The organism is Streptomyces viridifaciens, assembly GCF_001888885.2.
GTDB lineage: Bacteria > Actinomycetota > Actinomycetes > Streptomycetales > Streptomycetaceae > Kitasatospora > Kitasatospora aureofaciens.
On record NZ_CP090840.1, the window covers coordinates 142,621 to 160,677 of the forward strand.

Here is an 18,057-nt window from a genome sequence, read left to right on the forward strand (position 1 = left end):
AGCAAGGGAAGGATGGGCTTCCTTCGCGCTTGCGGGGACCTCAGGCGGCGCTGCTCCGTGCGCACCCGCTCGGTCGCGGCCGCGTCGTCGAGCAGCAGGTCCGGGCGGAGGTCGGCCAGTGCGAGCGCCCTGAGGCCGTCCGCGGTGGCGCTGATACCCGAGTCGTTTACGGTGAGGAAGCCTGAGTCTGCGAGGAGGCGAACGGACTCGGCCCGCACCAGGGTGCGGCCGTTTCGGCGGTAGTACTGTCCGTCGAAGGTCACCTCGTCGGCCGCTGCCCAGCGGACGATGTTGGCCAGGTGCGGGGACCAGTGGAGTTCGGGGACGATGTGCTCCGCGTCCAGCTTCATTCGGGCCGCGGCGTCGAAATCTCCGGTGGGACGGTGGGGCTCCTGCAGGGGCTCGACGACGGGTGGCGGGTCGTCCGGGATCTCCGTTTCGGGCGGGCGGCCTGCGGAAGCGGTGGGTGCCCCGTCGGTGCCTTCACTGTTGTCGTGGGCTGGCTCGTGTGCGGTGGTCTCGCCTGTTGTATGTGTGGTTGGGGTGTCGACGGGTGCTGGCGTGACTTCGGTGGCTGCGCTGCGTGTCTGGGTTCGCTTGGGTCCTGCGGGGGCAGACGGCTCGGCGTCAGGGCGGGGAGTGTTAAGGGGGTCGCGTACGTGCGCGGCCCATGCTGTGGCAAGCGCCGTGAGGTTTTGGTGATGCTCGCGCAGGGCCGCGCTGGTGCGGTCGTCGGTGGTGTCCGACATGGCTGCCGCAGCTGCTGCTACCGCTTCCAGTCGTTGCGCAAGGTCCTGGCTGCTTAGTGGCCTTTCGAGCGCCGCGTCGAGCGCCGCGTCAACAGCGCGCATCAGCGATGTCGTTTCTCTGGTCAGCATGTAGGAGCCACGGAACTTGCCGCGGCGCCGCAGGTCGAGGCGGGCGGAGCGGCGGGCGATGTGCCCAGGGGTGTAGGCAAGGGGGCCTTGGGCCGGTGTGCAGGCGCCGTTGATGCTGATGGCGGCGGGGACTGTCTCGGTGACGGAGGTTCCGCCACGGGTGCCGGTGACGGTGATGTCTCCGATGTCGTTGCGGCTGAGTGAGGTGACCGTCAGGGGCTCGCTCCAGCCGATGGGGCGCTCCCCGTCCTCGCTGGTTTCACCGTAGGCGGGGACACAGATGGTCAGTCCAGTCGTGTCGTCGTCGAAGGCATGGGGCCGCCAGCCGTCGGGAGCGCGATCCTCTGCCCGGTCCTGGCGTGCGTACGTTATTTCGTGGGCTTCCTTGCGGGTCTTGTACTCATACGGCGTGGGATTGCCGTCACGGTCGAGGGAGTCCCAGCGCTTGCCGTCCTGGGAGCGGGCGACGGCACCAATGGGAGTTCCCTCCTCGTCGATGGTGCGTTCCTTGCGTCCCTCGGGTGACCGCTGGCGCTGGGACCGCTCGGCTCGCAGGTCCTCCCAGGCACGTTGCGCAGCACGGCGCCGTTGCAGGGTGTCGCGGAGCTGGGCCTTGCGGTCTTCGACAAGGTCGCGATGGGCTGGGTCGGCAAGCGGCGACTCCAGTTGGGCCAGTTCGCTGGTGAGGTCGTCGTCGGGAACCTTCTTTGGATCGGTGGTGCGCGGGCGGGCGGTCGACGAGTGGTCGTCGACGGTATCGGCAATGGTGAGCAAGTGGCCGTCACGGCGCACCGCCCACAGGGTCTCGTAGGAATGGTGGCTGTTGCCGACGGTGTGAACCCGGTCAGTGTCGACGGCTGTGACTCGTCGCCACCATGGTGTGTCTCCGGCGAGGATCTCTTCGCCGATCTGGAGGTCGATGGATGACCAGCGCATCTGGCGCTGTTCCGCGGGGGTGCGCTTGAGGGCGGTGCGTTGGGTGGGCCAAAGTTCAGGTGCCGCGGGGTCGGCCGGCCCGTCGGGGCTGTGGGGGTCTTCCTTGACCCGGACGACGCGGCCTCGTTCGAGCATGGCCTGAACGAACTGGCCGGTCTTGTAGAGGCTGGTAGACCGGGTGGTGGTGCGGGCCTGGACGTGGGCGCCTTTGCTTCGCGCGTACAGGAACTGGTTGGACTGGCGGGCCGCCTGGGCCTCGTCGTCGCCGGTTTTGGGGATGCCGTAGAGGATGGCGGTCTTGCCTGTGTGGTCGATCCAGAGGGCTTCGCCGGGGCGCGGCTGGTCGAAGTCGACCTCGCTGAACATGGTCTGGTGGTAGTGCGCGATCCTGGGTGCGGTGTCCTCGGGGGTGTGGGCGCCTCGGACGCGGTGGCTGTAGCCCTTGCCGGCGTAGCCCATCCAGAGAGTCTTGTTGTCGTACTGGTCGGGCTCGGTGGCGTGGCCGACGATGGTGTCGCCGAGACCGATGGTGATCGTGCGATGCCAGACGGGGGTGTAGTCGGCGTAGGGGTCGCGTTCGGGCTCGGGTTCTTCGCGCCACCAGTAGCCGGGGTAGCCGGGGATGGCGGTGGATCCTTCGGGGATCGTCGCCGGGGTGTCGGAGGAGGGCACGGCGCGAGGTTCGCGGGTGTCGGGTGTGGTGCTGCTCATCGCCTCTCCCTCATTGGGGTCGTGCCCGTCCGGGTCGGTAGTCCCGGTCGGCCGCGGTGTGGCCTCGCTGTCTGAAGTGACGGGGGTCGTGTCGGTGTCCGTCTGGGGCGTGGGGCGGGTGGCATCGGCGGATTCGGCGGGCGCCTGGGTGGTTCCGGGATCAGCGTGGACGGGCGCCGGAGCCTTCTGCTCTGTCTTCGCCGCGGTGGGTTGATCGACTCTGGCCGGAGCGGGAGCTGGCGGATTGGGTGTGGCCTGGCGTTCGTGTCGGCGTGCATCCAGCTGGTCCACGGTGGCGGTGAGCCGTCCGACGGCGATGTCGATGGGCTCGGCGAGCGCGTGAAGCTCGATCGTGTGCTCGGATACGTCTGGCGCTATGGGGTCGCGGGTCAGCAGGTCTAGGCAGCGAGCGTGGGCCTTGGCCAGCAGTTCGCGGGTTTTCCGGGCCCGGGCGATGGTCCAGGCCTCCTCCGTCTCTAGCTCGCCCAGCAGCCCTTGGAGTTCGGCGAACTGGTCGTGCGGCCAGAACGCTGCCGGATTCACGGCGAGCCTTCGTCCGCGGCTGAGAATCGAGTCGACCGCAAGGGCGAGCGAACTTCGGTCGTAGGAGGCCCAGCCCGCGCCAGCGGCATGTCGGCGTTCACGCGGGACGACCCACACATCATCGTTGTGGAGGAGAGTGAAGGTCAGCGATTGCCCGGTCTGGATGTCCTTGGCGGTAACGCTGGTGCAGCCCCGCGGGTTTCGGACCAGGCGGGTGCTGGTGACCCGTAGGCCGTAGTAGTTCGGTCCGAGCACCGTGCTTTCGGCGAGGAGGTCACCAGGACGAAGTTGTGCGACCGGGCGCTGCTCGGGCCTGAACTCGGCTCTGTGGTCCGTCAGGGTCATGGATTGGGGCAGGCGCACGATGATGTCGCATCCGGAGAGAACGGATGTGCCGTCGGTGGCCTCGATGACGGCGCCGGTCAGGACCGCTCCTGGGTAAAGGGGCGAGCGCCGGCCGCCGGGTGCGACCATGCCGCGCGCGATGAGCTGATCGGGTATGTCAATGCCACGGGCGCTGTCCGGCCACTCGATGATGTCCCGGCGGGAGAGCGCCATTTCAAGCACGTCGCCGCCCGCCACGTCGTCCCGAGCGAGAGGACGGGGGAAGGAAGTGTCCGTGCACGGCTCCTCGGATTGGGTTGCGGGCTCCTCCCCCGTGTCCGCCTGCGCAGGCGGCTCGGTTTCGTGCTCGGACTGTGGGCTGCCGGTCGGTCGGCTTGACTGCTGGAGCCGGCGAATGCGCTGAGTGGTGAGCGCCTGGTGGATCGTGCCAGACGAGGTGCCCACGGATTCGGCCATGCAGTCCGCGCACTGGGCGCCCGAGTGTCCTGGTGTGGAGCCCAGAGGCGCGGTGTGGGTGCATCGTCCGCATGTGCCCTGGCCGATGTAGGTGAGTTCTACGTAGGTGTTGGATCGTTCGGAGTACACGCGCGTGCCGGTGTCCGTGGCCAGGGTTCGCGCGAACCGCTCGCAGGCATCGATGGCGGATGCGTGAGATTCCGTCTCCGGGAGGAAGGCGATGGGCTCGTCCCCGTCGACGACGGTGGGCCAGAATGTGTCGCGACCTGTGGGTTCGTGGGGCTTGCGCTCGACGATGAAGGGGATGCCGTCGGCGCGTATCTGAAGGATGGGCGTGCCAACGGGCAGAGGTCCGCCGTCGGGAGCCGTGCCCTGCTCGACGACCAGTTCGATCGGCGGCTTGGGGCTCTGGTAGGGGGTCTCTTTGTAGGTTCCGTGCCAGTCTGCGTAGGGCGGTGGTGGCTTCGGGGTGGTGGCGCCGGGCACTGGGTGATCGACTGGGGTCTGTTCTGGCGCGGAGGGGCCGAGGGAGCGAACGACGGCGGAGCCGATCCGGTACGGGCCGTCATCGCCGGCTTTGGTCATCACGTGGTATTCGCCGGTGACTGCCGCGCGGTCGGTCAGGACGAAGTAGCTCCTGGCCTGGGGTGCAGGGGACCAGACACAACCGTTCACGGTCGTCTCGGTGCCCTCAGGGGTCCACTGGACCCAGTCGCCGACGGCCAGCGGCTTGGGCGCCCAATGCGACTGGCCCCCGGTACGAAGACGGCGTTTGCCAGGCGTGGCGAAGATCTTGCCGAGGCCTTTCGCGTCGTGGTCCTCGCGGGCCTGCTGGTAGGCGCGTGCGAGTTCTTCCGCACCGCGCGGCGGCTGCTTGGAGGCGACGGCATCGATGAGAGCCTGGCGGAAACTCTGGTGGTGCTCCCGAGGGCCGGTGTAGTCGTCGGGCAGAAGCGGCAGGGAGAACTGGAGTTGGCCATCCTCCGAGTGGAAGTATTCACGGTGGCTGTCGCGGCGCACCAGCCGGGTGAATTCGTCTTCCTGGGGCGTCTGCTCGACGCCGGTGGGTTGGGGGCGGGCGGCATTGATGGTGTCGGTTTCGACGCCGTCCACCGTGTCTGGCCCGCTCAGCGCAGTGGCTGCCGTACCCGAGGTGGCCCGGGTCGCGCGGTCAGCGGTGAAGGCCTGACGGGCGGCGGTGATTACTTCCGCGAACGCTCGGCCGTGGGTGTCGCGGAATCCGGCTAGTTGGGCCGGGAGGTCGGGTGCGGTCCAGTCGAGTGGCTCGCCGTCGGCGCCGGTGATGGTCGCCGCCAGGTGGTCGGCGAGGTCGAGGGCCTCCGCCTCGTCCGCGCAGCCGCCGGCCCGGGTGAGGGTGTTCCCGGTGGCGATGAGGGCGACGTGCCACTCAGACTCCTGGAATACGGCAAAGTGCCCGGTTCGGGAGATTCGCAGCGTCGCGTTGGTCTCGGCGAGTCGTCGGCGTTTTTGGGCCGTGTGCTGGTCGTGTTCGGGGTGGTCGTTTTGCCAGGTGCGGCGAAGGGCGCGGCTGTCGGGGATGGGTGCGCCGGGTGGTGCGGTGGGGCCGGAGTCGGCTGTGAGATCGGTGCGGATGGCGTTGTGCTTGAGCGCGTCGAGGGCTGGTGTGATGTCTTGGTCGTTCTTGAGGTGGTTGAGCAGGTGGGGGGAGGTCCAGGGAATGGTCTTGCCGTTGACGACGAGGTCTTCCAGGGCCTGGGCCAGGTCGAGCGCGGCGTCGGCCCCCAGGGGCAGGTCGAGCCAGCCGGGGATGGTGTCCAGCGTCCCGGTGTGGAGGATGTCGTATCGGGCGGGGTCGGCGGGTGCGTTGGCTGGGACGACGATCAGGTGGCCGCGCTGGGCGATGCACGCGGTGTCCGGTATGGGCCTTGGATTGTCGAGGGTGGCCGTGTGGGTGCGGACCTGGTCGATGGTGGTGAATCGGGCCTGCTGTGTGCGGGCTCGGTGGGTGATGGCGCCTATCAGGTGGTCGCTGAGCTGGTGGGCCGCGGCCGCGGTGTCCACGAGGTGGTTCTGGTCGCCGGGGTGGATGTAGTCCCAGTCGAGGGCGGCTTCCAGCTGCTTGGCCCTGGTGATGACTTTGTCCAGGATTCGCAGGAATGCGGATGGTCCGGTGTTGGCGCCGGGCTTGGTGGCGGTTGCGACCCACCCGGTGGCCTCGTCGAACCAGCGCTGGTACATCTCGGCGTCGTGACCGGGGGTGATGGCTTGGGCAGTGGCGCTGGTGCGCCAGCGTTCGGTGGCGGATGCGAGGTCTGCGATCCAGCGCTGCATGAGTGCCTTGTCGGCTTCGATGGCAGTCGGTGCCTGCCATGAGGTCGACTGGGTCTCTACGGAGGCCGTGCGGGCGCAGATCTGTTCGGGTGTCAGCGGCGTGACGATCTGGAGGTCGTCGTTGAGGGTGACGATGCGCGCGGTGCCGTCGGGCGAGGTCTCGACCAGCTCGCGGCGGCCGTGTGCGCGTTCCGAAAGGTCGATGATCAGGTCGCGGGCGGTGCGCGGCGTCAGAGCACCCGAGAACAGGGTGCCGTTGTGGATCGCGGCGGTGGAGAAGACGGGGCTCGGGACCGGTTTGGTCAGCCAGTCTGGGTAGTTAGCGGCTTCGGCGGTTGCCTCGCATTGCTCCAGGTGCCGCTCGATTTCGGTGATCGCCGGGGTGAGCCGGTCAGCGGCCTCGTGGTGACGGCCATCGGCCCCGTAGGCGTCCCGGACAGCCCGGGCCTCCTCGAGGAACGGGCCGAGGCGGTCGTGGTCGTCCAACGGCAGGGTCTGTGACAGGCGTTGCTCCCAGCGGCGGGTCTGTTCTCGGCAGACGGCGACGATCAGGTCGCGCATGGAGTGCAGCAGGGCGTCCTCGTACGCGGCGCTGGCGTGCCTATGTAGGTAGCTCGCGGTGTGGTGCAGGGTGCGCAGGAACTGGTTCTCGCTGTGCTGGTGCGCCTCACGGTCCGAGAACGAGCCGCGGGGAAGGGAAGTGAGGAGCCGCTTGGCTTCCTGGCTCGGGTGGGTACCGGTGCTGCTGTGGCGGACGCGCCGTCCGAGGTCCCGCAGCTCCTTTGCGGCCTGGAGGGCGCGCTCGCGGCGCTCTGTGGCGGTCAGGCGGGGCCGTAGGTGCCAGGTGTGGCATCCGATGGCGCGTTCGCGCCGGAAGCCGGCCTGGCGGAGGATCTCCTGAACCTCGAGGTCGGTCGGGTGGATGTGGCGGGCGCTGGTCAGGCCGTCGTCGCGGTGAACGATGCTGATTTCCTGGCCGGTGTCTCCATCGGTGGTGGCGGGCGCCAGGTGGGGCTGTGTGGCGGCGGATGCGATGCCGTCGGTGTCGGGGCTTCGCATGAAGGTGGAGTCCTCGACAATGATCGTCTCGAGGGCGGCCGCGAAGCGCTCGAGTGCGTGAAGGACAGCGGCGTCGCTTCCGGGATCGAGGCCCTCTGCCAGTTGACGAGCGAGTCCTTGGGTGCGGTGGGTGTCGGCCAGTGCGGCTGGCCGGCGTTCGTTGGCGACGTGGGTGCAGGCGTCGGCCCACGCGAGGTCGAGTTGGCCCAGGGCATCCGGGGGGCTCTCGCCCCAGCGGTCGTAGGCGGCACCGGTGAGGGCGCTGTGGGCGTCCTCGGCGTGGATCTGGCGTCGCCCGAAGCCGCTGGGAACCTGCGGCGCCGGGGGTTCGGGCGCAATATCAGGTCCGGTCGGCTCGCGGTCGCGGACCGCTGCGAGGGTGGTCGGGGCCGGAGAGATGGCGGGAACAGACTCCTTGACGGCGGGCGCTTCAGTGCCGGCCGGGTCCACGACGGTAACGCCGTCTCGGGTGCGCTCCATGATGCGGTCGTAGGGGATGCGCGAGACTCCGTCGCGCAGGCTGACCGTCGTGGGGTTGGCGTGGTCGACGACACCTTTGCTGGGCAGGCCGTTCCAGGTGTAGCGGATGCGGTCGCCGGGCCGGAAGTCGCCGGGCTGCCATGGCCTGCTCTGGGCTGCGAGGGCTTCGGCTGCCTCGGCTCGCTGTTCAGCGGCGCGCGCATCGCGCTCGGCGTTCGTTACTTCTCGTCCGAGTTCCACGGCGTTGCGGGACTTCTGGTCGGCTCGCGCTCGGTCGCGAAGGGCGCTTCTGCGGGAGTGCCCGGGGATGATGGGCTGTCCGCGGTAAAACCGTCCGTAGCCTTCGGAGGCGGCCTGGTGGGCGGCGTCGGAGGCTATGGCGAGGCGTGCGGCGTTGCTGTTTGCGGCGTCTGCACGGGCGCGGGCTTCGCGGGCGGCGGCGGTGAGTCCACGGCGGCGCAGGTCCTCGTCGGAGACGCCGGCGCGGCGTTGCTGCTCCTGGTGGAGCTCGTGTGTCCTGTGCTCGGCGTGTCGGATCCGCGCCCGTTCGGTGTCGGGATCGGCCTCCTCCATGACCTTGTCCAGCCGGTCCAGCTCGGCGATGAGCTGGTCGGTGTCCAGCAGTTCGGGCAGCGCCTGGTGGGTCTGCACGGCCGTGCACGGTGCCGGTTCGGACGGCCAGTCATCGGTCTGTCCGGCCGGGTTGGTCTCGACGTGGCGGGCTGTGGCGTGCAGTCGGGCCGCCAACAAGTCAAGGTCCTCGGCCAGCCGGTGGGCTGCTTGGCGGGCTCGTGGGCTGTGCGGTCCGTCCTCCTTCGCGATAGGGGCGAGCAGGGCAGCGAGATCGGTGTGGGCCTGCTCGACGGCGGCGGTCATGTCGACCAGGCCGTTGAGGGTCTCACAGGTCTCAACCTGGCCGAGAAGGGGTTCGAGTTCGGCCATGGCCGCCCGGTCGGCACGGTTCCCAGCTGACTGGACGAGTATGCGGGCAGTATGGGCGAGGCTGCGCAGCGCTAGCCGGGCGCCGGGCTCGTCGTACCAGCCGGTGTAGGTGAGGTCGGCGGCGGCACGACGCTCCTTGGGGACGGTCTGGACGGCGTCGTTGTGCATGACCGTTCGGGTGACGACCCGTCCGGTGATGGGATCGGCGCCAGTCAGGGTGGTTTCGCGGTTGCGGCCCGTGTTGCGTTTGGTGCGCCAGACCTCGAAGGTGAGTTCCCCGACCTCGCGGTCCCAGGTGACGAGGTCGCCAGGGCGTATGTCGAAGGGGCGCGTCATAGTGGCGTGGAGGTCTGGGCGGTGTGCGGCGTCGTTACGGCGGACCGGGTCCTCAGTGCGCACATCCAGGTAGGCGGCGTGGTGGAGGGGCCGGCCGTCGAGGTCGTACACGGTGGCTTCGCGCAGCAGTACCGGACTGTACCTGCCGTCCCAGTGGCTGGGGGCCACGGTGCCGTGTACTTCAACACGGTCGGGCAGCCCGGGGGGTGGGGTATCGGGCCAGGTGAGCGCCTGGGACTCGATTTGGGTGGCGATGTAGTCGCCGCTGCTGATGTCGAAGAAGTCGACGTCGGTCCATGCCGGGGGGTCCGCCGCCGTTGCCGCGTTCTCGGGTTCCGGGGTGTGAGTGTCCGGGACGGGAGGCTGAGGCCCGGGCTCGCTCGGCGGTGTGGTGGCGTCCCTATCGGCGGTGGGGGCGGGCAGGTCGAGGATCCTGCGGTAGACCAGAGTGCGGAAGGCGGACCAGAGTTGAGGCAGGTTCTCGTGGCCTACGGCGTCGCGCACAGTACGGGCGAGGCGGAAGGAGCCTTCCCGCCAGCGTTCGATCGCGCCGAGTCGTGTTTCTGAATTGGTGAGGAGGTGGGTGGGGACCTCTTCGGTGGCCCGGTCGGCCAGGGCGTGGAGGTGGGGCAGGGCCTCGCTGGGCAGGGCTATGGGAAGGGTTTCGTCCAGGAGTACAGCCGACAGGATGCGGGTGCCGTCGGCGTCGTGCAGTTGGATGCCGCCCGCGTCGGACGTAGACGTTTTCCCGGTGTCCCGGCATGTCTCCAACAGGCTCGCCAGTTCGGCGCTGGTCTGCTCCTGGGTGACGACCCGTCCGTCGGCGAAACGCCAGACGACGGTATAGAACCGGCCAGGCTGCGGGCCCGCCGGTTCCGTGGACAGGTCTGGCGCGGTGGCGGCTGGCTCCGCAGGCGCCTCGCCGGATACGGGCTCGGAGGCTGCGTCGTTGAAGGCATCCAGGGCGAGGACGGCATGCTGCAAGCGCTGTGTCAGCTCGTCGCGCGTCCGCTCGATGTCGGGCTGCAGAACGTCGTCCTGGTCCGCGGCAGCGTGGGGAAGCTTGTCGAGCTCGACGTGGGCGGCGACGACGGCTTCGAGGAGGTGGAGGCGTCGGCGGGTCCGTTCGATCTGGGGGCCGACGTCCTGGTGCTTTACGAGGGCGCCTTCGAGGTCAGCGATCTCGCGGTCAATGCCTGGCAGCGCTTCGGCTTCCGCGCTCTGGAGTCCCGGTGCGGTGTCGAGAGCCTTCCGCAGCCCTTCGATGATCTTGATGCCGTGAGTGTCGTTCTTCAGGTCGTCGACGGTGGCCTCGTAGGTGCTTCCCGGCAGGTCCGGGAAGTCGACGCGGGCCACGATGGCGCCGTCGCGCATGCCGGTGCTCAGGGACAGGGGCAGGCCGCCGAAGGCGCCGATCGTGTCGTGCTGGGCGGTGGAGGTGCGGGCGTGGGTGGTGAGGGCGTCGACGACGCTCTGGCGTAGTGCGGCGGCTGCGGGCCGGTAGTGGGTGTGGTGGTGGTCGCCGAGAGTCAGGGCGAAGTTGTCGCCGATGGTGGGCCTAATGCGGGGCAGGGCTGCGGCCCGGATGGGGAGGTTGTGCCGGATGGTGGCGGCGGCGGTGCGTTTGGTGTCCAGGAGCTGGGTGGTTGACAGCCGGCGGGCGCCGGAGATGCGCTGGTCGGATTCGAGGAGGGCGAGGTCGACCTGGGTCAGGAAGAGTTGGAGCAGGTGGATGTTGCCGGACAGCTCGGCCTGCATGATGCCGAAGCTGGCCTCGACGTCGCTGATGTCCTCCAGTGCCGCGCTGTGGAGGTCGCCGGTCTGCATCAGGAGAGCGGCGGCGATCTTCATGGCGAGGATGCTGTACTTCCAGCTGTCAAGGGTGCGCCGGGTGCCGAGCAGGAAGATGTTGATCTCGGGGTTCTGGTTGCCGTAGCGGTGCACCCTGCCGAAACGCTGCTGCGTCTCCGATGGGGTGAACGTGGGGTCGAGGATGACCAGATCGGTGGCACGGTTCTGAGCATTGATGCTCTCGCCCATGCGCTTGGTCGAGCCGATGAGGACGTTGATCCGCCCGTCTCGGGCCTTGGCCAGGAGTTCTTCGATCTGCTCGGGTCCATCGGCGTCATGAATGAAGGCGATCTTGTCTGCGGGCACACCACCGCTGACCGCCTCCGTCTTGATCGCCTCGTAGGCGTTGAAGCCGGTGCCGCGCATCTTGGCCGCGGCGCCCGGTTGTTTGGGCACACCACGGTCGGCGAAGACGACGATCAGCCCGCCCGGAGTCGGGTGCGGGCGCGGATCGCTGATGGAGTACGCGTACCGGTTGTCCTTCGTGGCGTGATAGCGCTCGGCGATCAGCTGCCCAGCCTTGGTGAGCTTGTTGTCGGGCGTGGCGTCCGGGTCGACGAGTCGGGTGTCGAGAGCGATGTCCTGACCGAGGTTGCCGATGTCGAGCATGGTGGGCTGCCTGGGGCGGCTGCCGGGCTGCCCGGCCTCGATCCACGCCTTCATGTCCTCGAGCCACTGGCGGCGGGCCTCGCCGGAGTGGATGGCGGCGCCGGCGGCGATGAGGTCCCGCGCGTGGCGCTTCTGCTGCTCGGTGTCCTCGACCAGGACGAGCTGAGGTCCGCCACCGGCGATAGCCGGGCGGGCGATGCCGACCTGGTCGCCGGTCTTCACGTCGGCGACCAGCAGCCAGTGCAGCAGGAGGCCGTAGAGCTCGTCGAACTGCGCGAACCGCTCGACGAGCCGGATCCCCGACATGTCCGGGGCCTGCTCGATGCGCTCGACCGTGCGGCCGTAGGTGCTCGCCCAGTCGTGGAAGAGCCGGACGCCGAACTCCTTGAGCACTTCGGGGTCGCCGAAGCGCAGCAGGTTGTAGATCTCGGCGATCGTGTTGGTCATCGGTGTGCCGGTCAGCAGCGCACAGGTCGGCTGCCCGCCGCGGCGCTCGTGCAGTTCGCAGAGCTTCTGGTGCAGGTCCAGCCCGCGTAGGGAGTCCTCTGGCGCGTTGGACAGCAGCGAGGTCTTGACGGCGATGCGGTAGCGGTGGATCTCGTCGACGATGGCGTAGTCGAAGCCGAGTTCGTCGAAGTAGACCTCGCCGGGGCGCCGCTTGGGGGCCTTCGCGCGGCGGATCTCCTGGGTACGGCGCTGTAGGCGCTCTTTAAGCGCTCGGGAGCTGAGTTTGCGGTTGAGGCTGCTCTTCTCGGTCTTGATCTGCGCGCGCAGCAGGTCGATTTCGGCTTCCTCGTACCGTTCCTGGTACTCGGGGCTGACCGGGACCGACTGGAACGCCTCCTCCTGCCAGATCACCAGGTCGTGGCGGTGGTTGCGCAGGTATTCCAGCATCGGGCGCCGCCGGGCGCCGGCGAGGTCCTCTGTGGTGACGGCGATGATGTCGGCGTTCGGGAAGAGGAAGCCGACCTCGGTAAGCCAGTGCCCTACGGCCTTCTTGGGGGCGACGACAAAGGGACGCTGGATCCGTCCGGCGGCCTTAAGGGCGTTCGCGCCGACCGCTGCGGTGGTGGTCTTTCCGAGGCCCACCTCGGCGGCCACGATCACGGATTTGGAGTGGAGCATCCGGGCTGCACCCGCAGCCTGGTGGGGCGCCAGGGTGCGCTCGGTTGTCATCCCGTCGTGGGACACGTCCATGCCGTCGAAGGTGGGCGGGACATGGCTGTTCATGACCGCGTTGTAGGCGTCGGTGACCTGCTCGAGAACGGTGGCATCCGCGAGGACCCACGCCTCGAACGCGGCCCGCATCGCCTCGACCTGCTGGCGGTAGGCGCGCGAGGCGTCCTCATCGACCGCGTCGATGGCGACGGTGCGACCATCGGACAGTTCCAGGGTCTCGGCACTCATGACCTGAGTAGTGCCGCCGTTGAGGGCCTTGAGGGCGACCTGGACGGCACGCCGCCGGGCGGTGCCGTACATTTGGTTTCGGGATTCGGGCACGTGGTTGGCGTGCACGGACCAGCCGACGGCGGTGTGGACGACGGTGAGGGTCGGGTCGTCGAGGTGCTGGCGCAGGAAGGCTTGCACGAGGTCAGCGGGGATCCACGAGGCGCCGAGTTTGGCCTTGAACTCACCGATCTGGCGGCGCCTGGGCAGGGCGGCCTCCAGGGCGGTGACGTTCACCTGGAAGGCCGGGTCGGTGCGGGCCGCCTCGCGGGCGGCGACCAGCTTGGCCCCGACGTGCCCGGTCAGGTACTGCCAGGCCGGGACGATCTCACCCTCGGGGGTGTCGAAGACGAGTGTGCCCAGTCGTGTGCGGGCGCCGGTCTCGCTGGTGCCGAGGAGAACAGCGATCTGGGCCAAGTCGACGCGGGCGGTGCGGCCCAGCACGGCGGCGAGGGCGAGACTCGGATCTTCGGTGGACTGCAGGGGCTCGTGCACGACCTCCTGGCGGGCCGTCAGGATGCTCGCGACTCGTGCGGTGGCCGTGGCGCGGTCCCAGCGCTCCAGGCCCCGGACGGCACCGGACTGTGGGTCTGCGAGGAACCAGCCCCACGCGGTGGGCTGTGCTCGACGCTCGTCGTCCTGCCCGTCTATGCGCTGCACGGCCCGGCCGGGCTGGGATAGCGGTCCCCAGCGGGCGGTGAACACGGCGTGGGAGTCGCGCAGCCGGGCGCGCACCTGGTCGGCGGCGGCCCGGTCGCCGTCGGCGTCGGCGTCGCGCTCGCGCAGCTCTAGGGCCAGGTCGCGCATCGCGATGAGGTGATGGAGCTGTTCGAGTTCGCCGTCGGCGGGCTTGACCGCCGTGTCCGGCTGGCCGTTGTTGTGCTGCCACACGGTGCCGTCGTCGTCGACCCACAGTCGGCCGGAGAAGTCAGTGGCGTGTTTGACGGAGGCTTCGACGAACCGCAGCGGCGGGCGGTCGTCGCCGTCGGGGTGCGGGCCGTAGCCGCGGCCGTCCGCGACGGCCTTTGCGGCGGTCTGTGTGAGGGCCCGGGTGAGCTGGTCGGGTACGGTGCCGGGGTCGCCGGTCACTGCGAGTTTGGGTCCGAATTGCCCCTTGGCCAGGGTGAACTCGCCGAGGACGTGCTCGGGGTGATGGTGGAAGTAGGCGTTGACGGCCACCGTGCCGCCTCCGACGGCCAGTGGCATGGTGCTGATCCAGGACCGGTCGGCGGGCGGCTCGCCGGCGGCGCGCTTGCGGAGCACCAGGAGGTCGGCGACGACGTCGGTACCCGACTCGGCGAAGGTGCCGGACGGCAGGCGGTAGGCCGCGACGAGGTCGGCTTCCGCGGCGATGCTCTCACGCGCACGGGTGTCCTCGGAGTCCAGCACGTAGCGGGAGGCCAGGATGAACGCGTACCCACCGGGAACCCACCGCTCTGCGGCCTGATCCTTCCTGGCCTGAGGCTCGGCAGGCCGCGCACCGGCACCGCCTCCGTCCGCCTCCGCAGACCCGTCACCGCCAGTGGGCGCTGGTTGCCGGGTTCCGGGGCGCAGGAGGGCGATGGCCTTTCGGACGCAGTAGTCGTGGAGGCTGAGGCCGTTGCGGTCCTTGCGGGGGTCGGTGACCGGGATGCGGGCGAACGGGACGTTCGCGAAGACCGCGTCGAAGCTGTCGTCGGGGATGTCGGTGTCGGCGAACGATTCGTTGAGGATGGTGGTGTCGGGGTGGATGAGGCGGGCGATGAGTGCGGAGGTCACCTCGATCTCCACGCCTGTGATGCGGGCCGTGGGCGGCAGGCTGGCGGCGAGGGTGCCGCTGCCACAGCCGGGGTCCAGTATCTCGCCGGTGGTGAAGCCGAAGGCGCCCAGTCCTTCGGCCATGACGTCGGCCAGGGCCTGGGGGGTGTAGTAGGCGGAGAGCACGGAGTCGGCGGCGGCCCGCCACCGGGTGGGCGACAGCTCCTCCTCGAGTGCGGCGCGGACCTGGCCGTACTTGTCCCACCGGGCGAGTGCGGAATCGAACAGCCCCTCCTGCGCGCCGCCGGTGGCGAACAGCGGGTCGTTGGGGCTGGGGCGGTCTTCGAAGACGACGGCGAGCGCGCCCCACCCGGTCCAGCGGGAGAGGATCTCCCGCTCGGCGTTGCTGACCTGCGCAGCGGCGCTCCAGCCGTGTGTGTTGAGGACGCGGATGGCCGCGAGGTTGTTCTCCGCCGCCTGGACCGATCCGGCGGGCGGGCGGCGATAGGCGGGATCGGGCCGGAAGCGCGGCCCGCCTTCGGTCAGCGCCGGTAGACCAGTTCCTCCAGGGCCTGCTCCTTCGCCATCGCCCCGGCCTGGTTCCACTGCCCGATTCGGATCTGGTAGTCCTCGGTCGCCGGCATCGCCGCGAAGATCTGTTCCTGGAGTTCGACGATCCGCATCTGCACGGTCAGCCCCAGGTCGGTGAAGAACCGGACCGGATCCTGGATCCGTTCCAGGTCCGTCGGCCGGTCGCTCGCCCAGTGCTCGCGTGCCATCGTCCCGTACTGGTTCATCCGACTCCTGCCGGGGTGAAGGGTCTTGGTTCAGGGTCGCGACCTGGCGGGCCAGTTCTTCGGCGGAGACGACCCTGACATCATCATCCCAGCCCGCCTCTGCTGCCTTGGCCCGCGCGTCCTCGATCTCGCGTAGCACCGGCACGCAGGCCTTCAGCTGTCGGGTTGCCCGCGGCCGGTCGTGGTAGGTCCGGTCGAACTTGTCTTGCTCCAGCGACGCGACCAGCGCGCGCACGGCACGCTCGAACTCCACCAGCAGGCCGGAGGGGACGTCGAGCCTGCCATGCGCCCGGACGACGATATTCAGCAGGTACTGGTGGGCATCGCTCGCGTTCTTGCGGCTGTGGGCCCGTCCCAACCGCTCTCTGTAGGCGGTGACGAACGCCGACGATATCTCGACAGCAATGTAGGGCCCCCACGTGCGGGCGCCCTCCATGTCGGGGTCCCGGTCGAAACGGCGCACCAGCTCGGCCAGGGCCTTCGTGCGGGTGCGTTCGTATGTTTCACGTCGGACCCCGCCGCCGTAGTAGGAAGCGGCCCAGCACTTCTTGTGCTCCTGCCAGCTGGCGCTTCCGTAGCTCTGCCGGTCAACACAGATGCTGACGCTCGTGGCGCTCTCATTACGGATCGTCACCCGGGCGGTTTCCGTCCGGTAGGTCTCCTCGTGCAGCGCTTCGAGGCGGGCAAACAGCTCTCGTGTCCGCAGGTCGCGGGCGTCCTTGTACGCGTGGGAGGGCTCCGGCAAGGCTGTCGGCTTCTCAAGCTCGTCGAGCTCGCGCACCACAGCGGGTTCGTCGAGCAGGTCGACGTCGTGCCTTTCCGCCATCTGCGCCAGGCGGCGGATCGACCATTCCCGTCCGAGCTCGGCGATACGGGCCTCGACCGTGCTTGTGGTCGGGCCCTGCGCGGGGTGCTTCTTGCGGACCTCGGTGATCAGGCCCCGCTGTTCGGCTTCCAGCTCGTCGTCGGTGAGCGCCGCAGGCGCCGTCCGGTCGGCGATCTCAGCGGCCTCCCTGCGAAGCAGTTCGCCCATGAGCGCCTCGGCGCGGCCCTGCAGGAGCGGGCGCAGGATCTGCGGCGTGGCGTAGTGCTTGCTGCGCTCGACAAGGGCGTCGTGCTCGGTGAGGATCGCGGCGCCGTCGGCGATGTCCTCGGGCGCCGGAAGGGCCTCCACGATGGTGCTGTAGCGGGCGGCCTGCTCGGTGTGGAGCTGGTCGCGCAGGTCATGGGCGGCGGCAACGTTCGCCGGCACGGGGCTGGTGGGGTTGGCGTTCCAGTCCAGGATGACAGCAGAGACCCGGGCTTCCTCCGCTTCCAGTTGCCCGTCCTGCATCTGCTCGGGAGGCAGCGAATCGGACCGGACCACGACAGCCCGGTCCCTGCGGGCGAGTTCGGCCAGCAGATCGGCCACATTGTGGTCACAGGTGTCGCTCTTCCAGTTGTCGCCGGTCCCGACACACTGGTCCGCCTTGCGCCACCGCATGCGTCCCGCTTGACGGACCAGGTCCTCGTCGGCGCTGTGGTGCTTTGCTCCGTGAACGGTGGCGCCCCCGCCGGGCCGCCACTCGATCCACAGGATGTCGCGCTCGTCGCGGGGCAGGCGGGCCGCTCGGTGCTGGCGCGCCGCCAAATGCCAGATGCGCACGGGGCCGTAGCCGGGGGCCGGGATTCGGATCCCGTCGACGACGGCGGCGTGCTGGTAGGGCCGGGTCACGGCGATGACCCGGTTCGTGGGGTCGTAGACGGTGACGACCCCTTGGTGCTCGCTGTAGTGGTACCCGTCGACGCCCTCGACGGGCCGGGATCCGTCGGGCAGGACCGCCGGTTCATCGGCCGCGTGTGATTCCTGAGCCGCCTGCTGTGCTGCCGCGGCTTCGCGTTCCTTGGCCTGCTTCAACGCAGCGCTGGCTTCCTGGGTCACGAGGGTGCGGTGGGCGTCCCAGCCGGCGAGCCTGGAGAGGGTCTGGAGCTCCGTGTAGCCGGGCTCACCGGAGTCGGCCAGGTCCAGAAGCGCGCGGCTCAACTGATGGACGTGCAGGTGGGTGGCGATGCGCTGGCGATGGGAGCTTTTCCCACCCGGGGCCCGCTGCAGCCATTCCTGCTGCAACTGCCGGACCAGGGCGCGGGCGTTCTTGTCCGTTCCGAGCCGGGAGCGCAGGGGTGAGGTGTCCCACTGCTCCCAGGCAGCGCTGATCGCCGCGTTCGCCTCCCGTGAACGCTCCCGCGCGATCTCGTTCCCGTTCTCGGCGCCGAGGTCCGCGTACGGGCCGGGGCTGACGTCCGCTCCGAGTGAACGTGCATCGGTGACGAGTTCGGCCGTCATAAGCCGGGTGACGCCGGTGTGGGCGTCCGCGTGGGAGTCGTAGAAGGCGGTGTCCGCGATCGAGCCGTCGAGCCGGTGGATCTGGATCTTGCGGCTGTGTCGGCTCGGCTTCGCGGTGACGTAGCGGCCTCCGGGTGCCAGCTGGGCGAACTGCGGCAGGCGGGCGAGTCGGCGTGCCTCGGTGAGGCTGGTCAGCACCGGCCGCCGTGTCACCGGCGAAGGATCGACGTCCGCAGGTCGGAACGTGTCGGAGGAGCCCTGTAGGGGCTTGTCGTTCACTGGGGCGCCCCTCCTG

Annotated in this window: 1 protein-coding gene (only partly in view); it reads right to left on the reverse strand. The window is 69.3% G+C overall.

The window, feature by feature from the left end; translation table 11 throughout:
* Positions 1 to 18,041, reverse strand: the 5' end (the start) of a protein-coding gene (locus BOQ63_RS00590) for a DUF6349 family protein (protein ID WP_465398221.1). Its footprint begins 19,321 nt before the window's first position; the window shows 18,041 of its 37,362 coding nt (coding positions 1-18,041); its start codon is at positions 18,039 to 18,041; its stop codon lies off the left edge, out of view.
* Positions 18,042 to 18,057: the final 16 nt, after the last annotated feature.